This window comes from Achromobacter agilis (genome assembly GCF_900496965.1).
GTDB classification, from domain to species: domain Bacteria; phylum Pseudomonadota; class Gammaproteobacteria; order Burkholderiales; family Burkholderiaceae_B; genus Achromobacter; species Achromobacter agilis.
Map to the genome: position 1 here is coordinate 335,102 of NZ_UFQB01000003.1, position 19,889 is coordinate 354,990.

Consider the following 19,889-nt stretch of genomic DNA (forward strand, 5'->3'; position numbering starts at 1 on the left):
GGGCTCTGGCCCGCATTTTGCGTAAGGTGCCCGTAAGAGCGTGGCGATACGGTTGCAGATGGGTAATAAAAAAGCGGCATAAACGACAGAATCACCGATTGGAGACAAAAATCATGTCGAACGCTATTGAGTCCGTCCTGGTGGAAACCCGTGTTTTCCCGCCGCCCGAGCGCGCGGCGCAGGGCGCCGCCATTCCCAGCATGGAAGCCTATAACGCGCTGTGCGCGCAGGTCGAGAACGATTTCGACGGGTTCTGGGCCGGGCAGGCCCGCGACAACCTGCAGTGGACCAAACCGTTCACGCAGGTGCTCGACGAATCCGACGCCCCGTTCTACCGCTGGTTCGGCGACGGCGAACTCAACGTCTCGGCCAACTGCCTGGACGTGCACCTGACCAACGGCAATGCCGACAAGACCGCCATCCTCTTCGAATCCGACGATGGCAAGGTCGACAAGGTGACCTATCGCGAACTGCTGGCCCGCGTGTGCCGCTTCGCCAACGGCATTGCCGCGCTGGGCTACAAGAAGGGCGACCGCGCCATCATCTACATGCCGATGTCGATCGAAGCCGTGGTGGCCATGCAGGCCTGCGCGCGCCTGGGCGTGACGCACTCGGTGGTGTTCGGCGGCTTCTCGGCCAAGAGCCTGCAGGAGCGCATCATGGACGTGGGCGCGTCGCTGGTTATCACCGCTGACGAGCAGGTGCGCGGCGGCAAGACTATTCCGCTCAAGCCGGCGGTGGAGGAAGCCTTTGCGATGGGCGGCTGCGAAGCCGTCTCCAAGGTCATCGTGTACCGCCGAACCGGCGGCAAGGTGCAGTGGAACGAAGGCCGCGATCTCTGGATGCACGACGTCGAGGCCGGCCAGCCCGACACCTGCGCGCCCGTGCCGGTCAACGCCGAGCATCCGCTCTTCATCCTCTACACCTCCGGTTCCACCGGCAAGCCCAAGGGCGTGCAGCATTCGTCGGCCGGCTACCTGCTGTGGGCGCTGCTGACGGTGAAATGGACCTTCGACGCCCGCAAGGACGACGTGTACTGGTGCACGGCCGATGTGGGCTGGGTCACGGGCCACACCTACATCACCTACGGCCCGCTGGCCGCCGGCCTGACGCAGGTGGTCTTCGAGGGCGTGCCGACCTACCCGAACGCCGGTCGCTTCTGGGACATGATCGCCCGCCACAAGGTCACCACGTTCTATACCGCGCCCACCGCCATCCGCTCGCTGATCAAGGCGGCCGAGGCCTCGCCCGAAGCGCATCCGGCGAACTACGACCTGGACAGCCTGCGCATCATCGGCACGGTGGGCGAGCCCATCAATCCCGAAGCCTGGATGTGGTATCACAAGAACGTAGGCCGCGAGCGCTGCCCGATCGTGGACACATGGTGGCAGACCGAGACCGGCGGCCATATGATCACGCCGCTGCCGGGCGCCACGCCGACCAAGCCGGGTTCCTGCACCTTGCCCCTGCCGGGCATCGCGGCGGCCATCGTCGACGAGACGGGCGCCGACGTCGAGCAGGGCAACGGCGGCTTCCTGGTCGTCAAGCGGCCATGGCCCGCCATGATCCGCAACATCTGGGGCGATCCGGAGCGTTTCAAGAAGAGCTATTTCCCCTCCGAGCTGCGCGGCTACTACCTGGCCGGCGACGGCGCGCAACGCGACGCGGATGGCTATTTCTGGATCATGGGCCGCATCGACGACGTGCTGAACGTATCCGGCCACCGCCTGGGCACGATGGAAGTCGAGTCTGCGCTGGTGGCGCACGAGATGGTGGCCGAGGCCGCGGTGGTGGGCCGTCCGGACGACACCACGGGTGAGGCCGTCGTGGCCTTCGTGGTCCTCAAGCGGACGCGTCCGGAAGGCGACGAAGCGCAGGCCATCGCCAAGACGCTGCGCGACTGGGTGGCCAAGGAAATCGGCCCCATCGCCAAGCCCAAGGACATCCGCTTCGGCGACAACCTGCCCAAGACGCGTTCGGGCAAGATCATGCGCCGCCTGCTGCGCGTGGTCGCCAAGGGCGAGGAAGTCACGCAGGACGTCTCCACGCTGGAAAACCCCGCCATCCTGGAACAGCTGTCCAGGCCCCTGTGAGCGCGACCGGCCGGCGCGCGCCGGCTGTTCGCTGCGCGACAGGCGCATAATGTCAGGCGCCCGTGCCGGCAATCCGCCGGCGCCGGGCGCCTTTTCTTTTTCTTCCTTCGCATTTCCACGGAGCCATAGACGTGAGCCGCAGCAGTTTCGATCGGGCAGGGCTGGCCCTTATGCTCAGCACCATTCTGGTCTGGGCGGGCAGCTGGATCGCGATGAAACTGATCGTGTCCTACATCGGCCCCTTCGATTTCGTGGCGCTGCGCTACGTGGCGGGCAGCCTGGTGCTGTTCGCGCTGGTGATCGCGACCCGCCGCCCGCTGGCCATGCCGCCCTGGAAGCTGACCCTGCTGATCGGTCTGACCCAGACGGCGGGCTTTCAAGGGTTCGTGCAGACGGCGCTGGTAACGGGCGGGGTGGGCAAGGTCTCGCTCATGGCCTACACCATGCCGTTCTGGGTGATCCTGTTCGCGTGGTGGCTGCTGCGCGAACGGCCCACCGCGACGCACGGGCTGGGCATCGGCCTGGCCGCTGTCGGGCTTATCTGCTTCGTAGAACCGTGGAACGGCCTGGGCGACATCCGCCCCGTGGTGCTGGGGTTGGGCAGCGGTTTGAGCTGGGGCGTGGGAACCGTGCTGTCCAAGCGCATGTTCGAACGCCATGCGCCGGACGTGATGACCTTTACCGCCTGGCAGATGCTGTTCGGCGGCCTGGTGATGGTGCCCGTGGCCTTGCTGGTGCCGCAGATGCCCGCGCAATGGGGCTGGCAGCTCTGGACCGGCATGACCTACATCGTGCTGATCGCGACCGCGGCCGGCTGGCTGTTGTGGCTGCAGGTCGTGCGCCGCGTGCCCGCGTCCATCGCCGGCCTGTCGAGCCTGGGCGTGCCCGTCGTGGCCATGCTGCTTGCCTGGGCGCTGCTGTCCGAACGGCCGACGCCCGCCGAGCTGGGCGGCATGGCGCTGATCCTGGCCGGCATCTGGGTCGTGAGCCGGGCCGCGCCGGCGCCGCGTGCCGACTGAGCGGTTTTTCGAACTCCGTTTTCTATCCGAGGATTTTCCATGATCGATCTGCGTAGCGATACCGTTACCCGGCCCTCCGCGGCCATGCTGCAGGCGATGGCCGCCGCGCCCCTGGGCGATGATGTGATGGGCGACGACCCCACTGTGATCCGCCTGCAGGAAGCGGTGGCCGAGCGCGCCGGGAAGGCGGCCGGCCTGTTCTTTCCTTCCGGCACGCAGAGCAACCTGGGGGCGCTGATGGCGCACTGCGGCCGCGGCGACGAGTACCTGGTGGGGCAGCTGGCGCACACCTACAAGTACGAAGGGGGCGGGGCGGCCGTGCTGGGCAGCATCCAGCCCCAGCCGGTCGAGCACGCGGAAGACGGTTCGCTGCCGCTGGAAAAATTGGCCGCGGCGCTCAAGCCCGAGGGCGATCCGCATTTTGCGCGCACCCGCCTGCTGGCCCTGGAAAACACCTTCCACGGCAAGCTGATCCCGGCGTCTTATGTGCGGGCCGCCACCGAATGGGCGCGCCAGCACGGCCTGGCGACGCACCTGGATGGCGCGCGTGTGTTCAACGCGGCGGTGGCCAGCGGCAAGCCGGTGGCGGACCTGTGCCAGCCCTTCGATTCGGTGTCGATCTGTTTTTCCAAGGGGCTGGGCGCGCCGGTGGGTTCGGTCCTGGTGGGCAGCGCCGAACTGATCGCCCAGGCCCGGCGCTGGCGCAAGATGCTGGGCGGCGGCTTGCGCCAGGCCGGCGTGCTGGCCGCCGCTTGCCTGTATGCGCTGGAGCACAACGTCGAGCGCCTGGCCGAAGATCATGAAAATGCCCGTTTGCTGGCCGAGGGGCTGCGCGGCATTCCGGGCGTCGAGGTGCTTAGCCAGGACACCAACATGGTGTTCATCCAGGTCGAGCCGGCGCTATGCGATGGCCTGACCGCCGCGCTGGACGCGCAGAACATCAAGATGCGCGCGGTGTACGGCGGGCCGACGCGTCTGGTGACCCACCTGGACGTCAGCGCGGACGATGTGCGCCGTGCGGCGCGCGCCGTAGCCGATTACTGCTCCACTGTCGCGCGCTGAGCGCCGCGGTAGCGCGCGGCGCAGGGTTCAACGCCGCGCCGCGCGCCTGAAAGCGTCAGGGCATGGACCGTAACGCGTCGTGCAGCGTCGAGAAGAGCCGGTCGATCTGATGGCGTTCGATCGTGAGCGGCGGCGACAGCAGCATGGTGTCGCCGGCCGAGCGGATCAGGCAGTCGCGTTCCAGGCAGGCCTGGTGCACGGCATAGCCGCGCTGGCCGGGTTTGCCTTCCTCCGGCGCCAGCTCGATCGCGGCCAGCAGGCCGATGTTGCGCACGTCGACCACATGCGGGGCGCCTTTGAGCGAATGCGCGGCGTCTTCCCATTCTTTCCATAGCTCGCCGGCCCGCTCGAACAGGTTTTCGCGCCGCGCGATCTCGAGCGTGGCCAGGCCCGCCGCGCACGCCACCGGGTGGCCCGAGTACGTATAGCCGTGCGACAGCTCGATGGCGCTCTCCGGCCCTTGCATGAAGGCTTCGTACACATGTTCCCGCACCAGCGTGGCGCCCATCGGGATCGCGCCGTTGGTCAGGCCCTTGGCGCTGGTGATGATGTCCGGCATCACGTCGAAGTGCGAAGCCGAGTACGCGCCGCCGATGCGCCCGAAGCCGCAGATAACTTCGTCGAAGATCAGCAGGATGCCGTACTTGTCGCAGATTTCGCGCAGACGCTGCAGGTAGCCGCGGGGCGGCACGAGCACGCCTGTCGAACCCGCAACGGGCTCGACGATGACCGCGGCAATGGTCGAGGCATCGTGCAGGGCCACGATGCGTTCTAGTGCGTCGGCCAGGTGCGCGCCCCACTCGGGCTGGCCGCGCGTATAGGCCATCTTCTCGCGGTCATAGGTATGCGGCAGGTGATCGACGAAGGGCAGCAGATTGCCGAAAGGCTTGCGATGACCCGCGATGCCCGAGACCGACAGGCCGCCGAAACCGACGCCGTGATACGAGCGCTCGCGGCCGATCAGGCGCACGCGCTGTCCGTCGCCGCGCGCCCGGTGGTAGCCCAGCGCGATCTTCAGCGCGGTGTCCACGGCCTCCGAGCCCGAGTTCGAAAAGAACACCTGGCTAAAACCGGCAGGCGCTGCCCGAATCAACTCATCGGCGAAGCGCAGAGCGAGCGGGTGGCTCATCTGGAACGAGGAGGCGTAATCGAGATCCGCCGCCGTCCGCGAAATGGCCCGCACGATCTCCGGCCGGCCGTGGCCGGCGTTCACGCACCACAGGCCCGCGATGCCGTCGAGCACTTCGCTGCCGTCGGGACGGAAGTAGTACATGTCCTGCGCGCCGCTGAATACGACGGGGTTGCGCTTGAAGCGGCGGTTGGCGGTAAAGGGCAGCCAATAAGCCTCGGAGTTTGGGGTCTGGGGCGACATCAGATGATCCTGTTGGGGCAGTGAATGACGCTTTATTGTGTACTAATAGATTAAAAAATACAATTAAGTTCGAGCCGGAACAATCCGGATCCGGTATGGGCCGGCAGGAAAGGCGCAGGGGATCAGGAGCGCTGCAGCGCGGATTTCAGATGCTGCCGCATCAGTTGGGCGGCCCATTCCTGGTCGCCGTCCTCAAGCGCGGCCAGTATCTGCAGATGCTCGCGGCTGGAGTTCGCGTATTGCGCCAGGTGATAGAACGCGCGGTGCTCCTCGAGCCGGCGCAGCTGATTCTGCTGCTGCACGGCCTGCAGGATGTAGCGGTTGCCCGAGAAGCGCGCCAGCATTTCGTGGAATGAGGCGTTCAGATTGAAGAATTCCGCGGCCGAGATGTCGCTGCCGTCGCTGCGCGCGGCAAGCGCTTCGTGCGCGGCGCGCATGCGCGCCAGGGCTTCCTTGTCCGGGCGGAACGTGGGCTCCAGCAGCCCCGCGCACTCGACCGTCATGCGGAAGCGGTAGCTTTCGTTGAGCGCGTCGCGGTTTTCCAGCGAGGGCGCGAACTGCCAGCCGTGGCCTTTGCGTTTTTCGATCAGGCCGTCGGCCGACAGCTGCAACAGCGCTTTGGCCAGCACGCTGCGCGGGGCGGGGTAACGCTGGAGCAGGTCGCTTTCAGTAAACGTGTCCGGTAGCGCGCGCGAGGCGCGATCGCCAATCAGGCGCCGGTACAGCTCGTCCTGGGTGGGGCCGGCTCCCTCGATCGCGGGAAGCGCGGCGGCGCCGCGCGCCGCCACCGTATAGCCGCTGTTGGGGCGATGCGTAATCAGGCCCTGCGTGGCCAGCAGCTTGAGCGCGCCGCGCACCGGGGTGCGCGAGACTTCATAGTCCGCCGCCAGCGCTTCCTCGGAAAGATGGTCGCCCGGCGCGTAACGTCCGGCCACGATATCTTCCGCGATATGGCGAGCCAGATCGACTTGCAGCGGTGTGGGGCGGGCGGGGACGGCGGTGGACATGGACGGGGCGGGAGCGCGCGTGGCGAGGGAGTGGGAATGGTACCGGAGAGCGATGTGGCGCGGGTGGCGCGCCAGCGATGGCGGCGGAGATGTTCATATTGATTGTTTTTGTATGTTAGTACAAAAAAGCTGGCGCTCGCACCCGGCGACCAAGGCTACTCGGTCTAGCCGTGGCGCTCGCGGCTGTCCGCTGGGGCTTCTCCGCGTTCATGCATGCCGTAGTCGCGCAGCACTTGCGCAACCCGCAGCCGGTAGCCCGCGAAGACGCCGCCGCGCCCGGCCTCCTGTGCGCGGCGGTGCGACTCCAGCGAACGCCAGCGGCGGACGGCCTCTTCATCCCGCCAGAACGACAGCGACAGCAGCTTGCCCGGGTTGGTCAGGCTCTGGAAGCGCTCGACCGAGATGAAGCCGTCCATGGCTTTCAATTCCTCGATGAGGCCGGCGGCTATTGCGAGGTAGGGCTCGGGGTTGCCGTTGGCGGGTTCGACTTCGAATATCACGGCGATCATTGGGAGGGCTCCTTGGGGAAATCAAACTGCGGTACGCGCGCGTTGGGTAGCGGCCGGTAGCGGAAGCGAGCCGCGAGCGATACGGTATCCGCGTCCGCGTGCAGCAGATGGGCCAGCGCCGCGGCCGCATGGCGGCGTGCCAGTTCGGCGCCGGGGCAGGCGTGCCCCAGCGCCCCGAAGGGCCAGCGCGCTTCGGGCTCGATCATGGCTGCGGCGGCCAGGACCAGCAGCACGGTCTGGCCGGCCTCGATGCCCTGGCCGCAAATCTCGATGCCGGCGGCAAGGAAACGCCGGGTATTGTGCACGGGCGGGTCCGTGCGCAGCACTTCATCCACCAGCGCCTCGGCCTGTCCGTCCGAGACGGCGCCGCGCAGGCCGCGGCGTCCGGCCAGGACGAGCGCGTTGCCCAGCAGGCCTGCGCCCGCCTCGCAGGATTGGAACAGCAGGCCCGCGAGGTTCGCGGCCAGCAGGGCCGGCGCCAGATCGGCGCGCATGCCGGCCTCGCGCAGCCTGCGCAAGGCCGGCGAGGCCTGCGGAGCCTGCAGGTGCGATTCAAGGCGGCCCTGCAGGCGTTCGGCGGCGGCGTGTGCGGCGGCAGTCTTGGGGCCGGCAGAAACCTCAGGCAACCCCGACAGGAAAACGCTGATATCGGCCGCGCAGTCGGCGTAGACGCTGGGCGGCAGGCCGAGGAAGGCGGCTTGCGCGTGCACCGGCGCCGCGGCGAGGTAGCGGTCGATGTCGTTCGCCGTCAGCGCTCCGGTATCGGGCCAGGCCATCACCTCCGGATGGCGTCCTTGTCCGCGAATGAAATCCGTGAGCAAACCTTTGAGCTGCGTGTGCGGCACGCTGTCGTTCATGCGCACGAAGCGGCCGAACAGCGTCGCCGCCGGGCCTGGGCACAGCGCGGGAGGCACGGGCGCAGCCGGGGGGCGCACTCGGGCGGCCGGGTGGCTCATGATGGCCCGGATGGCATCCGGGTGGCTGGCGATCCAGAGGTCGAGCGCCGGCTCCCGATATAGCGGCCGGTCGCGCGCCAGCGCTGCGTAGTAGGGATAGGGGGCGGCGTGCGTGACCGCTTCGAGAGGATGGGCGGGAAACATGACGATGGATGGCGGTAAGCGTGGCCGCCAGTATCCGGCAGGTTTGCGGCCAACGATTCGGCGTGGGCCGAACTATGCCTGTGCGGGATCGTCCTGGCCCGCCTCCGCCAGCAATGCGGCGTAGCCAAGGCGGGAGTCGGGCCATCGCAGGGTGAAGCCTGCCGCGCGCAACCAGGCATTGCTGAGCTTCTTGCTGCCGACGTTCGCGGGCGCGGGCGCCACGCGCGGCGAGGGCGCGCCGGCCAGCCGGGCCAGCTCGGCATACAACGTGTGCAAGGGCAGGGGCGTATCGTCGCAGCCGATGTACACCGGCGTCACCTCGGGCAGCAACGCCAGATGGACCACGGCGGCGGCCGCGTCGTCGATGTGCATGCGATTGGCCCAGTGCTCGGGATGGACGGGCGCGCCGGCCGCGCCGCTGCGCAGCCTGTCGATCAGTTGCAGGCGGCCGGGTCCGTACAGGCCCGCCAGCCGCAGCGCCGTGGACGGCAGGCGGCGGGCCGCCAGCGCGGCCTCGGCCTCCAGCAGCAGTCGGCCATTGGCGCCCAGGGGAGAGGGCGGCGTGTCTTCGGTGACCCAGTGGCCATCGTGCTCGCCGTAGACGGCGCTGGACGAGACGAACACGACGCGTTCGAGCCGCGACGTGTCCAGCGCCTCGAGCACGTTGGCCAGGCCGTCGATGAAGACGGCGCGGTAGGCGGCGGGGTCGCGCGCGCCGGGCGCGGGCAGGTGGACCAGGCGCGTCACGCCCCGGGGCAGCGCGGGAAGGCCGCCGGGGCGGGAGATGTCGCCCCGCAGCCAGCGGATGCCCTGCGGGCCGTCGGCCGGAGGATTGCGCCGCAGCGCATGGACCTCGTCGCCGCGCGCTAGGAAGCGCCGGGCGACACGCTGGCCCAGGTCGCCGCAGCCGATGAGGAGGACGCGTTCGGTCATGGGAGGATGGGAGAGGCCCCGCGCGGCCAGCGTGCGGGGCCGAGCGGATCACATGCCGCTGTAGGCGGGGCCTTCGCCGCCTTGCGGGGCCACCCAGACGATATTCTGGGTCGGATCCTTGATGTCGCAGGTCTTGCAGTGCACGCAGTTCTGCGCGTTGATCTGCAGGCGGTCTTCGCCGTGATCGTCCTTGACGAACTCGTACACGCCCGCCGGGCAGTAGCGCGACTCCGGCCCGCCGTACTTGGCCAGGTTGACCTGCACGGGAACGTTGGGATCCTTCAGCGTCAGGTGGACGGGTTCGTTCTCGTCGTGGTTGGTGTTCGAGATGAACACCGAGCTGAGCTTGTCGAAGGTGAGCTTGCCGTCCGGCTTGGGATAGTCGATGCGCGCGCACTGCGATGCCGGCTGCAGGCAGGCATGGTCGGGCTTGCTGTGGTGCAGGGTCCAGGGCATCTTGCCCTTGAACAGCAGCTGTTCGACGCCGGTCATCACCGTGGCGATGGTGCGGCCCTTCTTGAACCACTGCTTGAAGTTGCGCGCCTTGTTCAGTTCGGCGTGCAGCCAGGATGCCTCGAACGCCCGCGGGTAGGCGGCAAGCTCGTCCTGGCGGCGGTCCGCGACCAGGGCGTCGAAGGTGGCTTCGGCGGCCAGCTTGCCGGACTTGATGGCGGCGTGGCTGCCCTTGATGCGCGAGGCATTCAGGAAGCCGGCCTCACAGCCGACCAGCGCGCCGCCCGGGAACGTCAGCTTGGGTAGTGACAGCAGGCCGCCGGCCGTGATGGCGCGCGCGCCGTAGGCGATGCGCTTGCCGCCTTCGAACGTGCCGCGGATGGCGGGGTGCGTTTTATAGCGCTGGAATTCGTCAAACGGCGACAGCCAGGGGTTGGCGTAATCCAGCCCGACGATCATGCCGACCGCCACCAGGTTGTTGTCCAGGTGGTAGAGGAACGAGCCGCCGTAGGTGTCGGAATCCAGCGGCCAGCCGGCGGTGTGGATGACCAGGCCGGGCTTGGATTGGGCCGGGTCCACTTCCCACATTTCCTTGATGCCGATGCCGTAGGACTGCGGGTCGCGGCCGTCGTCGAGCTTGTAGCGTTCGATCAACTGGCGGCCCAGCTGGCCGCGGGCGCCTTCGGCGAACACCGTGTAGCGGGCGTGCAGCTCCATGCCGGGCTGGTAGTGGTCGGTGTGGCTGCCGTCGCGGGCCACACCCATGTCGCCGGTGGCCACGCCGCGGACGGCGCCGTTTTCGTCGTACAGGATTTCCACTGCGGCGAAGCCGGGGAAGATATCCACGCCCAGCGCCTCGGCCTGCTCGCCCATCCACTTCACGACGTCGCCCAGGCGGACGATGTAGTTGCCCTCGTTGTGGAAACAGGGCGGCAGCAGCCAGTTGGGCGTGCCGCGCGCGCCGGTTTCGGACAGGAACAGGAACTTGTCCTGCGTGACGGGCACGTTCAGCGGCGCGCCTTTTTCCTTCCAGTCGGGGATGAGTTCGGTCAGCGCCAGCGGGTCCATGACGGCGCCGGACAGGATGTGCGCACCCAGTTCCGCGCCCTTTTCAAGCACGCAGACGCCGATTTCCTGATTCTTCTCAGAGGCCAGCTGCTTAAGACGGATTGCGGTGGCCAGGCCGGCGGGTCCACCGCCGACCACGACCACGTCATATTCCATCGACTCGCGTTCAGACATTTGCAAAGCTCCCCGTATGTGTTCCAGATATGGCTGGAAGTATTATCGACGATTGTATTGCAGGCGGCGCCTCGCCCGCCTTCGTATTTCATTCAGCCATCAGGAGCTATTGGTGAACCCGGACAACCTGTCTGCACGGATTCTTGCGGTAGGCGATACCCACGAAACGGAATTGCCTTTGCGTTGGGGCGATTCGGACGCTTTGAACCATCTCAATAACACGCTGTATTTCCGCCTCATGGAAGAGGCCCGGATGCAGATCCTCTACGAGGCCGGCTTCGAGCTGCCTGCGGACGCGGGCCCCATCCTGGCCCACGCATCCTGCGATTTCCTGCGTCCCCTGACCTATCCCGCGAACGTGCGCGTCACGCACAAGGTCACCCGCATCGGCCGTTCCAGCGCGGAATTCGAGCTGCTGCTGGAGAAAGCCGGCGACGCCGGGGGGGCCTATGCCCGCGGGCGCAACGTGCTAGTCTGGATGGACTACGTGGCCAATGCGTCCGCCCCGTGGCCGCCGGAAGTGCTGGCGCAGCTGGGCGCGCTGTTCAGGCCCGCGGCCTGAGCCCCCCGCGTCGCAAGGCGCGATACCGGCAAAATAGGGCGTGCGTTGGCCGGGCATGCCGGTAAAATCTAGCGCAAGATTACAAAAGCAATAGAAAAAACAGGGCCTATCCCGATTTTTTCGATCCCAGCGCGGGACCGGTTGCGCGCAAGCGGCGGGACGGGCTCTCTTCAGTTCGACCTTAACTAGGAGTTGGAGCGATGGACAAGGTTTATGCAAGCGCCAAGGAGGCGCTGGCAGGCATCGTCAAGGACGGTCAGATGATCGCCGTGGGCGGTTTCGGCCTTTGCGGTATTCCCGAGGCCCTGATCGCCGCGCTGCGCGATTCGGGCGTCAAGGACCTTACCTGCATCAGCAACAATGCGGGCGTCGACGGCTTCGGCCTGGGCCAGCTGCTCAATACGCGCCAGGTCCGCAAGATGATTGCGTCCTACGTGGGCGAGAACAAAGAATTCGAACGCCAGTACCTGTCGGGCGAGCTCGAACTCGAATTCACGCCCCAGGGCACGCTGGCCGAGAAGCTGCGCGCCGGTGGCGCGGGCATCCCGGCGTTTTTCACGCGCACCGGTGTGGGCACGATCGTGGCCGACGGCAAGGAAATCCGCGAGTTCGATGGCCAGCAGTACGTGATGGAACGTTCGCTGGTGCCCGACGTGTCGCTGGTCAAGGCGCACATCGCCGACCGCAGCGGCAACCTGGTGTTCCGCAAGACGGCCCGCAACTTCAATCCGAACGTCGCCATGGCTGGCAAGCTTACGGTGGTCGAAGTCGAGGAAATCGTTGAAACCGGCAGCCTGGATCCCGACCAGATCCACCTGCCCGGCATCTATGTGCAACGGATCGTGCTGAACGCCACGCCCGAAAAGCGCATCGAACAACGCACCACTCGCCCGGCCTAAGGAGAACAGACATGGCATGGTCCCGCGATGAAATGGCGGCTCGCGCCGCGCGCGAACTGCAAGACGGTTTTTACGTGAACCTGGGCATCGGCTTGCCGACCCTGGTGGCCAACCACGTGCCCAAGGGCGTGGAAGTGTGGCTGCAATCCGAGAACGGCCTGCTGGGCATCGGCCCGTTCCCGACCGACGACGAAGTCGACGCAGACCTGATCAACGCCGGCAAGCAGACGGTGACGACCCTGCCCGGGTCCTCCATCTTCTCCTCGGCCGATTCGTTCGCGATGATCCGCGGCGGCAAGATCAACCTGGCCATTCTTGGCGCGATGCAGGTCTCCGAAAAGGGCGACCTGGCCAACTGGATGATTCCGGGCAAGATGGTCAAGGGCATGGGCGGCGCCATGGACCTGGTGGCTGGCGTGGGCCGCGTCGTGGTCCTGATGGAGCACGTGGCCAAGAAGAAGGACGGCACCGAAGATATCAAGCTGCTGCCCGAATGCACGCTGCCGCTCACGGGCGTGGGCGTGGTCAACCTGATCATCACCGATCTGGGCGTGATGGAAGTCACCGAAAACGGCCTGAAGCTGCTGGAAACGGCGCCTGGCGTGACGGTGGACGAAATCCAGTCCAAGACGCTGGCCAAGCTGGACGTCTCCGGCTTGTGATGCTGCGCTGTTGATGAGTTGCGCGCGACCGGCGGCGGGGCCTTTGCCCAAAGCCCTTCGCGCTGCACCCATCCTGCGATGCTCGACGCCCCGCAAGGGGCGTTTTTGTTTCGAGGCGCCGGCGAGCCTAGGGAGACTTATGGGCGGGTTCGCGGGACCGCCGCGCATTCGTCGGCGACGCACACCCATGCTTCGAAGTCGTTCGGCCCTTGATATGACCATTTCCTACCATCAAACATATAAAGCCCATTCCAGAAAAAGCGAGGTTGGCCGACATCTTGGCCGCTGCCCGGAATCGGCGTAACGGAGTCGCCCGGCCTGGGTTTGGCTGCGCCGCCATTTGACGGGTTTGCCAATTGCATTTGCCGGCTTCCGTCTACCAGGCTGACAGTGCCATCTACCCATACTTTGACGTACGCAGAGGTGGTAGCAGGATATTCCGGGCTGTAGCCGCTATAAAGGTTCTGATAGGCATCTCGATAGTGGTTGAAATAGCTGGTGCCGTCGCCGGCGCGGGTGTAAGTCACTCCCCTAAGGACATAGGCCAGCCCTTCGACGGTGGCCATAAACGCGGATCCGGTCATGGTGTTTCCGAAGGCGTCGGAATACACCAAGCCATTGATTCCCGTAATTTTTTTGGCGATTTGCGATGTGAGTCGGTCGATTCTGCGTTTCAACAAATCGACGCCGATTTTCGGCAAGTTGATCATCATCATTTTCTGCTGAAAGGTGAAAACCATGAAGGTGGCGTATGTCGCTTCGACTCTCGGCAACGTAAGAAAATTCAATCGCAAGAGCTTGCGCGATAGGTTGAAATCAGCCTCGGCAATCAGCCTCGCCTCGTTGCGAGCCCCGCGCGCGCGAAAATAGTCCAGATCATGTTCCTTGCATATTTGATCCACCTGGCTTGCCCTGCCATCGGGATAGAAAAATACTGGACGCGCGCGTAGTTCCTCTTCCGTAAGCTGGCTATTTCTTTCCCCTGCGGACCAGCCCGGGCCGCACCAGAGGCCAAATGTGGGAAGCCAACTCTGAACATCGAGAATTCTGAAGCTGTCGTAACTTGCCTGACGTTGTTTAGTGACCATGAATGCATTTCCTCGAAGAAACGGCAAGCCTTCCGGCTTGGACAGCAAACCGGCGTTCTTCGAGATGGCGCGAATGTGGCCGTTGTCATGGTTCTGCTCGGTTCATGAGCCAATAGCGCTGACGATCTGGGCGCTTTATCGGGGCAACGGCGGCGGCACTGGTACCGGTTTGGCCTCTTCCCATGCCGGCACCCGGATCTCGGTCCAGGTGGCGGTATGAGGATCGAGTTTTGCGAAACCGCCTAGCCGACCTGTCCGACTCTGGGGAAGATCCCAATAAATCGCGGCCAGGTACTCGCCATTGGGATCGACCGTCATGTCCCAGGGGCCTCGCGCGGTGCGCGTGCGCCATATGGTTTGCGCGCCGTTCGATGCAATGCGTATGATCCCCTGCGTGCGATCGTCGCTTGTGTGTCCCCAGAGGAAGGTATTTCCATGTTTGTCGATGGAGGGTAAGTCGGCGTCTCGGATGTCCGGGTACACGACGGGCTCCGGTACTTCCATCTGGCCACGCCGCAGCCGATAGACGTGGCTGCCGTCGTATCGATCTCGATAATCGAACTTCGCTTCGAAGCGTGCGTCCGGGCCATAGGATCGGAAGAGTATTTCATCGTTCCGGATGTATTGCAGGTTCCCTCCTGTGGCGAATTCGAATCGCTTGCCCGAAAACAGGCTCTCGGACTTCGATGCCAGGTCGAATTCCCAAATGTCGAACTCCATCAAGCCGATGCGGTTGTTCGGCGGGAGGATTTTCCCGCTTCTCCAGAACGCAATGCGTGTCTCGTCCGGAGACATGAAAGGCGCCAGCTTGACGCCCGGGGCGACGGGGATTTCTGCCAGGCCTGTCCCGTCGCTTTGCATGATCAGCAGCTGGGAATCCTTTGATGCGCGGACGCTTTGCTCTTTTGATGTGCCGTAACGCGGGCGGCGGCTCATCAGGATGTAGGTTCCCCGGGGCGAGTAGTGCGCGTAGGTGTACGTGTAATCGCGGGACAGCGTATAACGGAACAGCTTTCCCGACGTCAAGTCGTAGCGCATGACGTCGCAGCGGTAGTCTTGTTGTTCCAGGCATTCGACGAATAGCCAGTCCTGGCCGTTAGGATGCACGCTCAACGAGCGCACCTGGCGGTTCCCATTCTGCGGCGAAAACGGCACCAGGATGGACTTCGTGACTGTGCCGGGGGGCGGGGCGGCGGAAGCGGAGAATGCTCCCCCGCATAAGATTGCGAATAAAAGCGCCGCTCTGGTGCGGGCTGGGCCGGCCACAAGGCGCGAGGACGCCAAGGCAATCGATTTCAAAAAGACCATCGGCTTCTCCAGGAGGAATGAACGAAGCGGTCGGTCTAGTTAATCATAAATATAAATGAGAATCAGTCCGATTTTTTATTTCCGGTCCTACGAGTTAGCTGCGGACGGCCGCGTTCAAGCTCGGCGGTCAAGCAGCATTCCAATATGCGGGATGCCGTCCTCCATGTACTCATCGGTGACCGGCACGAAGCCGTGTCCGGCGTAGTACCCCCGCAGCCGCGCCTGCGCGCCCAGATACACGGGCTCGCCAGGCCATAAGCGCTCGACTTCGGCCTTGGCGCGGCGCATCAGTTCGTGGCCCAGCCCCGTGCCGCGGGCGGCGGGGGCGGTGATCACGCGGCCGATGATGGCCTTGCCTTCGTTCAGGGCCGGTTCCAGCAGCCGGCAGTAGGCGAGCAGCGCGCCGTTCTTCCAGGCCATCAGATGTTCGGTCCGGCCTTCCAGGTCCTTGCCGTCCATGTCGAGAAATACGCAGTTCTGTTCGACCACGAAAACTTCCGAGCGCAGGCGCAGGATGGCGTAGAGCTCGGTCGGCGTCAGTTCGGCGTGCGGTTTGCAGGTCCAGGCGGGCATGGCGGAAAGCGCTAAATAGGGAAGGGCGGTCAGGGTAACGCAGACCGGTCCCATTTTCTTGCCCGGGCACTGTTACATTTTTGCACGGGTATACCCTTAGCGTGAAAATCTATTTTCTTATCTAAAATTTGCATGTAAACAGATTTACATAAACCCCAGCTACCCCTCCCCCCATTCCGTCGATGAACAAGGCCGCACTTACGATCGCTGACCGGATCGCCCGGGCCCAGCCCGCGCTGAGCCGGACCCAGCACAAAATGGCCGACTACGTCCTGGCGCACCAGTTCCGGGTGGCGACCATGACCATCGATGAATTCGCCGCGGCGGTGGGGGTCTCGGTGGCCACGGCGAACCGTTTCGCGCGTGCCCTGGACCTGCCGGGCTATCCGCAGTTCCGCGCCGAGCTGGCGCGCGGCTTCGAGGCCGCGCTGGAGCCCGTGGAAAAGCTGCGTACCGAGCTGGCCCATTCCGCCAGCGCCGTGCAGATCTTCGCCGCCACGCTGGAAGAAGACATCCGCAACGCGCAACGCAACCTGCAGTCGCTGGACGCGGCGGCCTGTGAGCAGGCGGTGGACGCCATCCTGGCCGCGGAACGCGTTTTCATTATCGGTTTCGGCGCCAGCGGCTTCCTGGCGGGGCTGCTGCAGCGCGGCCTGTGCATGCACCTGCATTCGGTCGAATCCCTGGCGGGGCCCGGCGGCGTATCGCACGCGGCGCGCCAGATGTCGCGGATGACGGCCAAGGACCTGGTGATCGCCATCGGCTTTCCCCGCTATCTGGCCGACACCGTCACCCTGGCCGGCGCCGCCAAGCAGGCCGGCGTGCCCGTCCTGGTTCTGACCGACAAGCCCACCTCGCCGCTGGCGCCCACGGCCTCCGTGGTGTTGTACGCGTTCTCCGCGCGCCAGCTGAGTCCCAATTCCGAAACCGCCGCGCTGGGGCTGATCGAAGCCCTTTCCGCGGCGGTGGCCTATCGGGCCAAGAATTCCGTCGCGGCCGCTGCTGGGGTGACCCAGTCCGTCATGCCGTGGCTCATCCATGGAGTAGGTAAACGATGATTCAACCCGTGATCGCCATTCACGGTGGCGCCGGCGCGATGTCCCGCGCGGCTATGTCGCCAGAGAAAGAGCAGGAATACCTGAGTGCGCTGGAGTCGATCCTGGCCGCGGGCCAGGCCGTGCTGGCCCGGGGCGGCAGCGCCCTGGACGCAGTGACCGAAGCCGTCCGCCTGCTGGAAGACTGCCCGCTGTTCAACGCCGGCCATGGCGCCGTGTTCACCAGCGCGGGCACCCATGAGCTCGACGCCGCCATCATGGACGGCGCCACGCTGCGTTCGGGCGCGATCGCCAACGTGCATCGCGTGCGCAATCCGGTTTTCGCCGCGCGCAAGGTCATGGAGAACAGCAAGCACGTCTTCTTCGTGGGCGAGGGCGCCGAGGTTTTCGCCCAGCAGGAAGGCCTGGAACTGGTCGATCCTTCGTACTTTTCCACCGAAGCCCGCCGCGAGCAGCTGCTGCGCGTGCAGCGGGAAACGCCGGAAGCGGCCGTGCTGGACCACGACGGGCAGGCCATGGTCGCCCGCGGCCAGCCCGCGCCGGCGGATCCGCTGGACGCCGACAAGAAGTTCGGCACGGTGGGCGCGGTGGCGGTGGACGCCCAGGGCAACCTGGCCGCTGCTACCTCGACGGGCGGCATCACCAACAAGCAGGTCGGCCGCGTGGGCGATGCGCCGCTGATCGGCGCCGGCACCTATGCCAGCAACAAGACCTGCGCGGTGTCCACGACGGGCACCGGCGAGATGTTCATCCGCATGGTCGCCGCCTACGACGTGGCCGCGCAGATGGAGTATTGCGGCGCGTCGCTCGAAGCGGCCGCGGACCGCGTCGTGAATGAAAAACTGCCCACCATCGGCGGCAAGGGCGGCCTGGTGGCCGTCGACGCCCAGGGCAATGTGGCCTTGCCGTTCAACACGGAAGGCATGTACCGGGGTTACGCCCGCGTTGGCGAAAAGCCGGTCACCGCGATCTATCGATAAGCGGCGCGAAAGTGTTTTTTTTGGGGATTGAATAAAGATGGTTGATCGCGCAAACAGCCTGGCGCTGCCGGATAACCGCGTGGTCCAGGTCGACGACCTGACGGTGCGCTTCGTGGGATCCGAGCGCACGGTCGAAGCCGTGCGCAATCTGTCGTTCCATGTGGACCGGGGCGAGACCCTGGCCATCGTGGGCGAATCGGGTTCGGGCAAGTCGGTGACGTCGCTGGCGCTCATGCGCCTGGTGGAGCATGGCGGCGGGCGCATCGCCCAGGGCAGCATGTCCCTGCGCCGCCGCAACGGCTCCGTGATCGACCTGGCCGGTTCCAGCCAGCGCGTCATGCGCAATGTGCGCGGCGCCGACATGGCCATGATTTTCCAGGAGCCGATGACCTCCTTGAACCCCGTGTTCACGGCCGGCGACCAGATCGCCGAATCGATCCGCCAGCACCAGGGCAAGGACGCCGCGTCGGCGCGGGCCGAGGCGCTGCGCATGCTGGAGCAGGTGCGCATTCCGGAAGCGAAGTCGGTGCTGGACCGTTATCCGCACCAGCTGTCGGGCGGCATGCGCCAGCGCGTCATGATCGCCATGGCGCTGGCCTGCAAGCCGGCGCTGCTGATCGCCGACGAGCCCACCACCGCGCTGGACGTCACCATCCAGGCGCAGATCCTGCAACTGATCCGTCAGCTGCAGGAAGAAATGCACATGGGCGTGGTGTTCATCACCCACGACATGGGCGTGGTCGCCGAAGTGGCAGACCGCGTGCTGGTCATGTACCGGGGCGACAAGGTCGAGGAAGGCCCATCGGACCAGGTATTCGCCTCGCCGCAGCACCGCTATACCCAGGCGCTGCTGTCGGCCGTGCCGAAGCTGGGCGCCATGCAGGGCACGGACCTGCCCGCGCGCTTTCCGCTGCTGCAGGTGGACGGCCAGGTCCGGCACGAGGAAGCGCCCGCCGCCAGCGCGCCGCAGGCGTCCGGCGACAAGCGCGAACCCATCCTGAGCGTGCGCGATCTGGTGACCCGCTTCGACCTGCGCGGCGGCATCATGAGCCGGGTGCAGCGCCGCGTGCACGCCGTGGAACGGGTCAGCTTCGACCTGTACCCCGGCGAAACGCTGTCGCTCGTGGGCGAATCCGGTTGCGGCAAGTCTACGACCGGCCGCTCCCTGCTGCGCCTGGTGGACAGCCAGGGCGGCGAGATCCGTTTCGGCGGGCGCGATATCGTGCGCCTGAAGAACAACGAGCTGCAGTCCCTGCGCCGCGACATCCAGTTCGTGTTCCAGGACCCGTTCGCGTCGCTCGATCCGCGCGTGACCGTGGGCTTCTCGATCATGGAGCCGCTGCTGGTACACGGCGTGGCCAAGGGCCGCGACGCCGAGCGCCGCGTGGCCGAACTGCTGGAGCGCGTGGGCCTGCCGTCCGAAATGGCGCAGCGCTATCCGCACGAATTCTCCGGCGGCCAGCGCCAGCGCATCTGTATCGCGCGCGCCCTGGCCCTGAATCCCAAGGTCGTGATCGCGGACGAATCCGTGTCGGCGCTGGACGTATCGATCCAGGCGCAGATCGTGAACCTGCTGATCGACCTGCAGCGCGACATGGGTATTTCGTTCCTGTTCATTTCCCATGACATGGCCGTCGTGGAACGCGTCAGCCACCGCGTGGCCGTCATGTACCTGGGCCAGATCGTCGAGATCGGCCCGCGCCGCGCTATTTTCGAGAATCCGCAGCATCCGTACACGAAGAAGCTGATGGCCGCCGTGCCGATCGCCGATCCGGCGCGCCGCCACCTGAAGCGCACCTTGCTGTCCGATGAAATCCCAAGCCCGATCCGCAAGCTGGGCGACGAACCGGTGGTGCAGCCGCTGGTGCAGGTCGGAACGGATCACTTCGTCGCCCGCCATCCGGTCGGCGGAGCGTATTGAGTCAGTTGTTGTACTTGTTTTTCTTCCAACAAACCCCCCTAATTCCCATCC

At 65.7% G+C, this 19,889-nt stretch carries 18 protein-coding genes; 9 read left to right on the forward strand and 9 right to left on the reverse strand.

The genetic code is table 11. The features are described from left to right. Positions 1-113 precede the first annotated feature (113 nt). The 3 genes from acs (at position 114) to ltaE (ending at position 4,174) form a co-directional block, all read left to right on the forward strand. Complete coding sequence (gene acs, locus AGI3411_RS05625) at positions 114-2,093, forward strand: acetate--CoA ligase (RefSeq protein ID WP_129526408.1); 1,980 nt, start codon at positions 114-116, stop codon at positions 2,091-2,093. A 131-nt stretch (positions 2,094-2,224) separates the two neighbouring features. After that, the gene (locus AGI3411_RS05630) at positions 2,225-3,112 is read left to right on the forward strand and encodes a DMT family transporter (RefSeq protein ID WP_129526409.1); all 888 of its coding nucleotides are present in this window, start codon (positions 2,225-2,227) and stop codon (positions 3,110-3,112) included. Positions 3,113-3,151: 39 nt separating this feature from the next. Then, on the forward strand, positions 3,152-4,174 hold the full coding sequence (gene ltaE / locus AGI3411_RS05635; protein WP_129526410.1) for a low-specificity L-threonine aldolase: 1,023 nt from the start codon (positions 3,152-3,154) through the stop codon (positions 4,172-4,174). 55 nt (positions 4,175-4,229) lie between these two features. Here the strand turns inward: ltaE and aptA are convergent, their stop codons facing one another. From aptA to AGI3411_RS05665, 6 genes are all read right to left on the reverse strand, one after another. Then, positions 4,230-5,546, reverse strand: coding sequence for an omega-aminotransferase AptA (aptA, locus tag AGI3411_RS05640; protein WP_129526411.1), 1,317 nt, complete (start codon positions 5,544-5,546; stop codon positions 4,230-4,232). Positions 5,547-5,668: 122 nt separating this feature from the next. Then, positions 5,669-6,553 (reverse strand): GntR family transcriptional regulator, encoded by an 885-nt coding sequence (locus AGI3411_RS05645; RefSeq protein WP_129526412.1) that lies wholly within the window; start codon positions 6,551-6,553, stop codon positions 5,669-5,671. A gap of 164 nt (positions 6,554-6,717) precedes the next feature. Then, positions 6,718-7,062 (reverse strand): antibiotic biosynthesis monooxygenase family protein, encoded by a 345-nt coding sequence (locus AGI3411_RS05650; RefSeq protein WP_129526413.1) that lies wholly within the window; start codon positions 7,060-7,062, stop codon positions 6,718-6,720. After that, positions 7,059-8,162: a cytochrome P450 family protein gene (locus tag AGI3411_RS05655; protein ID WP_129526414.1), complete on the reverse strand. Its 1,104-nt coding sequence runs from the start codon at positions 8,160-8,162 to the stop codon at positions 7,059-7,061. The genes AGI3411_RS05650 and AGI3411_RS05655 overlap by 4 nt, the downstream gene beginning before the upstream one ends. Before the next feature lie 72 nt (positions 8,163-8,234). Beyond that, complete coding sequence (locus AGI3411_RS05660; RefSeq protein WP_129526415.1) at positions 8,235-9,095, reverse strand: NAD-dependent epimerase/dehydratase family protein; 861 nt, start codon at positions 9,093-9,095, stop codon at positions 8,235-8,237. A 48-nt stretch (positions 9,096-9,143) separates the two neighbouring features. Then, entirely contained in the window at positions 9,144-10,790 is a 1,647-nt protein-coding gene (locus AGI3411_RS05665; RefSeq protein ID WP_165359071.1) for an electron transfer flavoprotein-ubiquinone oxidoreductase, read from the reverse strand. A gap of 112 nt (positions 10,791-10,902) precedes the next feature. On the opposite strand from AGI3411_RS05665, the gene AGI3411_RS05670 reads away from it, so the two are divergent. From AGI3411_RS05670 to AGI3411_RS05680, 3 genes are all read left to right on the forward strand, one after another. Next, entirely contained in the window at positions 10,903-11,352 is a 450-nt protein-coding gene (locus tag AGI3411_RS05670; RefSeq protein ID WP_129526416.1) for an acyl-CoA thioesterase, read from the forward strand. 200 nt (positions 11,353-11,552) lie between these two features. After that, the gene (locus AGI3411_RS05675; RefSeq protein WP_043543243.1) at positions 11,553-12,251 is read left to right on the forward strand and encodes a CoA transferase subunit A; all 699 of its coding nucleotides are present in this window, start codon (positions 11,553-11,555) and stop codon (positions 12,249-12,251) included. 11 nt (positions 12,252-12,262) lie between these two features. Continuing rightward, positions 12,263-12,913: a CoA transferase subunit B gene (locus AGI3411_RS05680; protein ID WP_062679441.1), complete on the forward strand. Its 651-nt coding sequence runs from the start codon at positions 12,263-12,265 to the stop codon at positions 12,911-12,913. A gap of 137 nt (positions 12,914-13,050) precedes the next feature. Here AGI3411_RS05680 and AGI3411_RS05685 read toward each other — a convergent pair whose 3' ends face one another. The 3 genes from AGI3411_RS05685 to AGI3411_RS05695 all read right to left on the reverse strand — a co-directional run bounded on the left by AGI3411_RS05685 (position 13,051) and on the right by AGI3411_RS05695 (position 15,882). Then, positions 13,051-14,001 carry a hypothetical protein gene (locus AGI3411_RS05685; protein ID WP_129526417.1) on the reverse strand — a complete coding sequence of 317 codons (951 nt, stop codon included), beginning with the start codon at positions 13,999-14,001 and terminating at the stop codon, positions 13,051-13,053. Positions 14,002-14,136: 135 nt separating this feature from the next. Beyond that, positions 14,137-15,309 carry a TolB-like translocation protein gene (locus AGI3411_RS05690; protein WP_244240260.1) on the reverse strand — a complete coding sequence of 391 codons (1,173 nt, stop codon included), beginning with the start codon at positions 15,307-15,309 and terminating at the stop codon, positions 14,137-14,139. A gap of 114 nt (positions 15,310-15,423) precedes the next feature. Beyond that, positions 15,424-15,882: a GNAT family N-acetyltransferase gene (locus tag AGI3411_RS05695; protein WP_129526418.1), complete on the reverse strand. Its 459-nt coding sequence runs from the start codon at positions 15,880-15,882 to the stop codon at positions 15,424-15,426. A 182-nt stretch (positions 15,883-16,064) separates the two neighbouring features. On the opposite strand from AGI3411_RS05695, the gene AGI3411_RS05700 reads away from it, so the two are divergent. From AGI3411_RS05700 to AGI3411_RS05710, 3 genes are read left to right on the forward strand one after another with little or no spacing between them, the layout of a single operon-like run. Beyond that, complete coding sequence (locus tag AGI3411_RS05700) at positions 16,065-16,940, forward strand: MurR/RpiR family transcriptional regulator (protein ID WP_062679439.1); 876 nt, start codon at positions 16,065-16,067, stop codon at positions 16,938-16,940. Next, positions 16,937-17,917 carry an isoaspartyl peptidase/L-asparaginase family protein gene (locus AGI3411_RS05705; RefSeq protein WP_129526419.1) on the forward strand — a complete coding sequence of 327 codons (981 nt, stop codon included), beginning with the start codon at positions 16,937-16,939 and terminating at the stop codon, positions 17,915-17,917. The genes AGI3411_RS05700 and AGI3411_RS05705 overlap by 4 nt, the downstream gene beginning before the upstream one ends. Before the next feature lie 37 nt (positions 17,918-17,954). After that, entirely contained in the window at positions 17,955-19,838 is a 1,884-nt protein-coding gene (locus tag AGI3411_RS05710) for a dipeptide ABC transporter ATP-binding protein (RefSeq protein ID WP_129526420.1), read from the forward strand. The last annotated feature ends 51 nt before the right edge of the window (positions 19,839-19,889 follow it).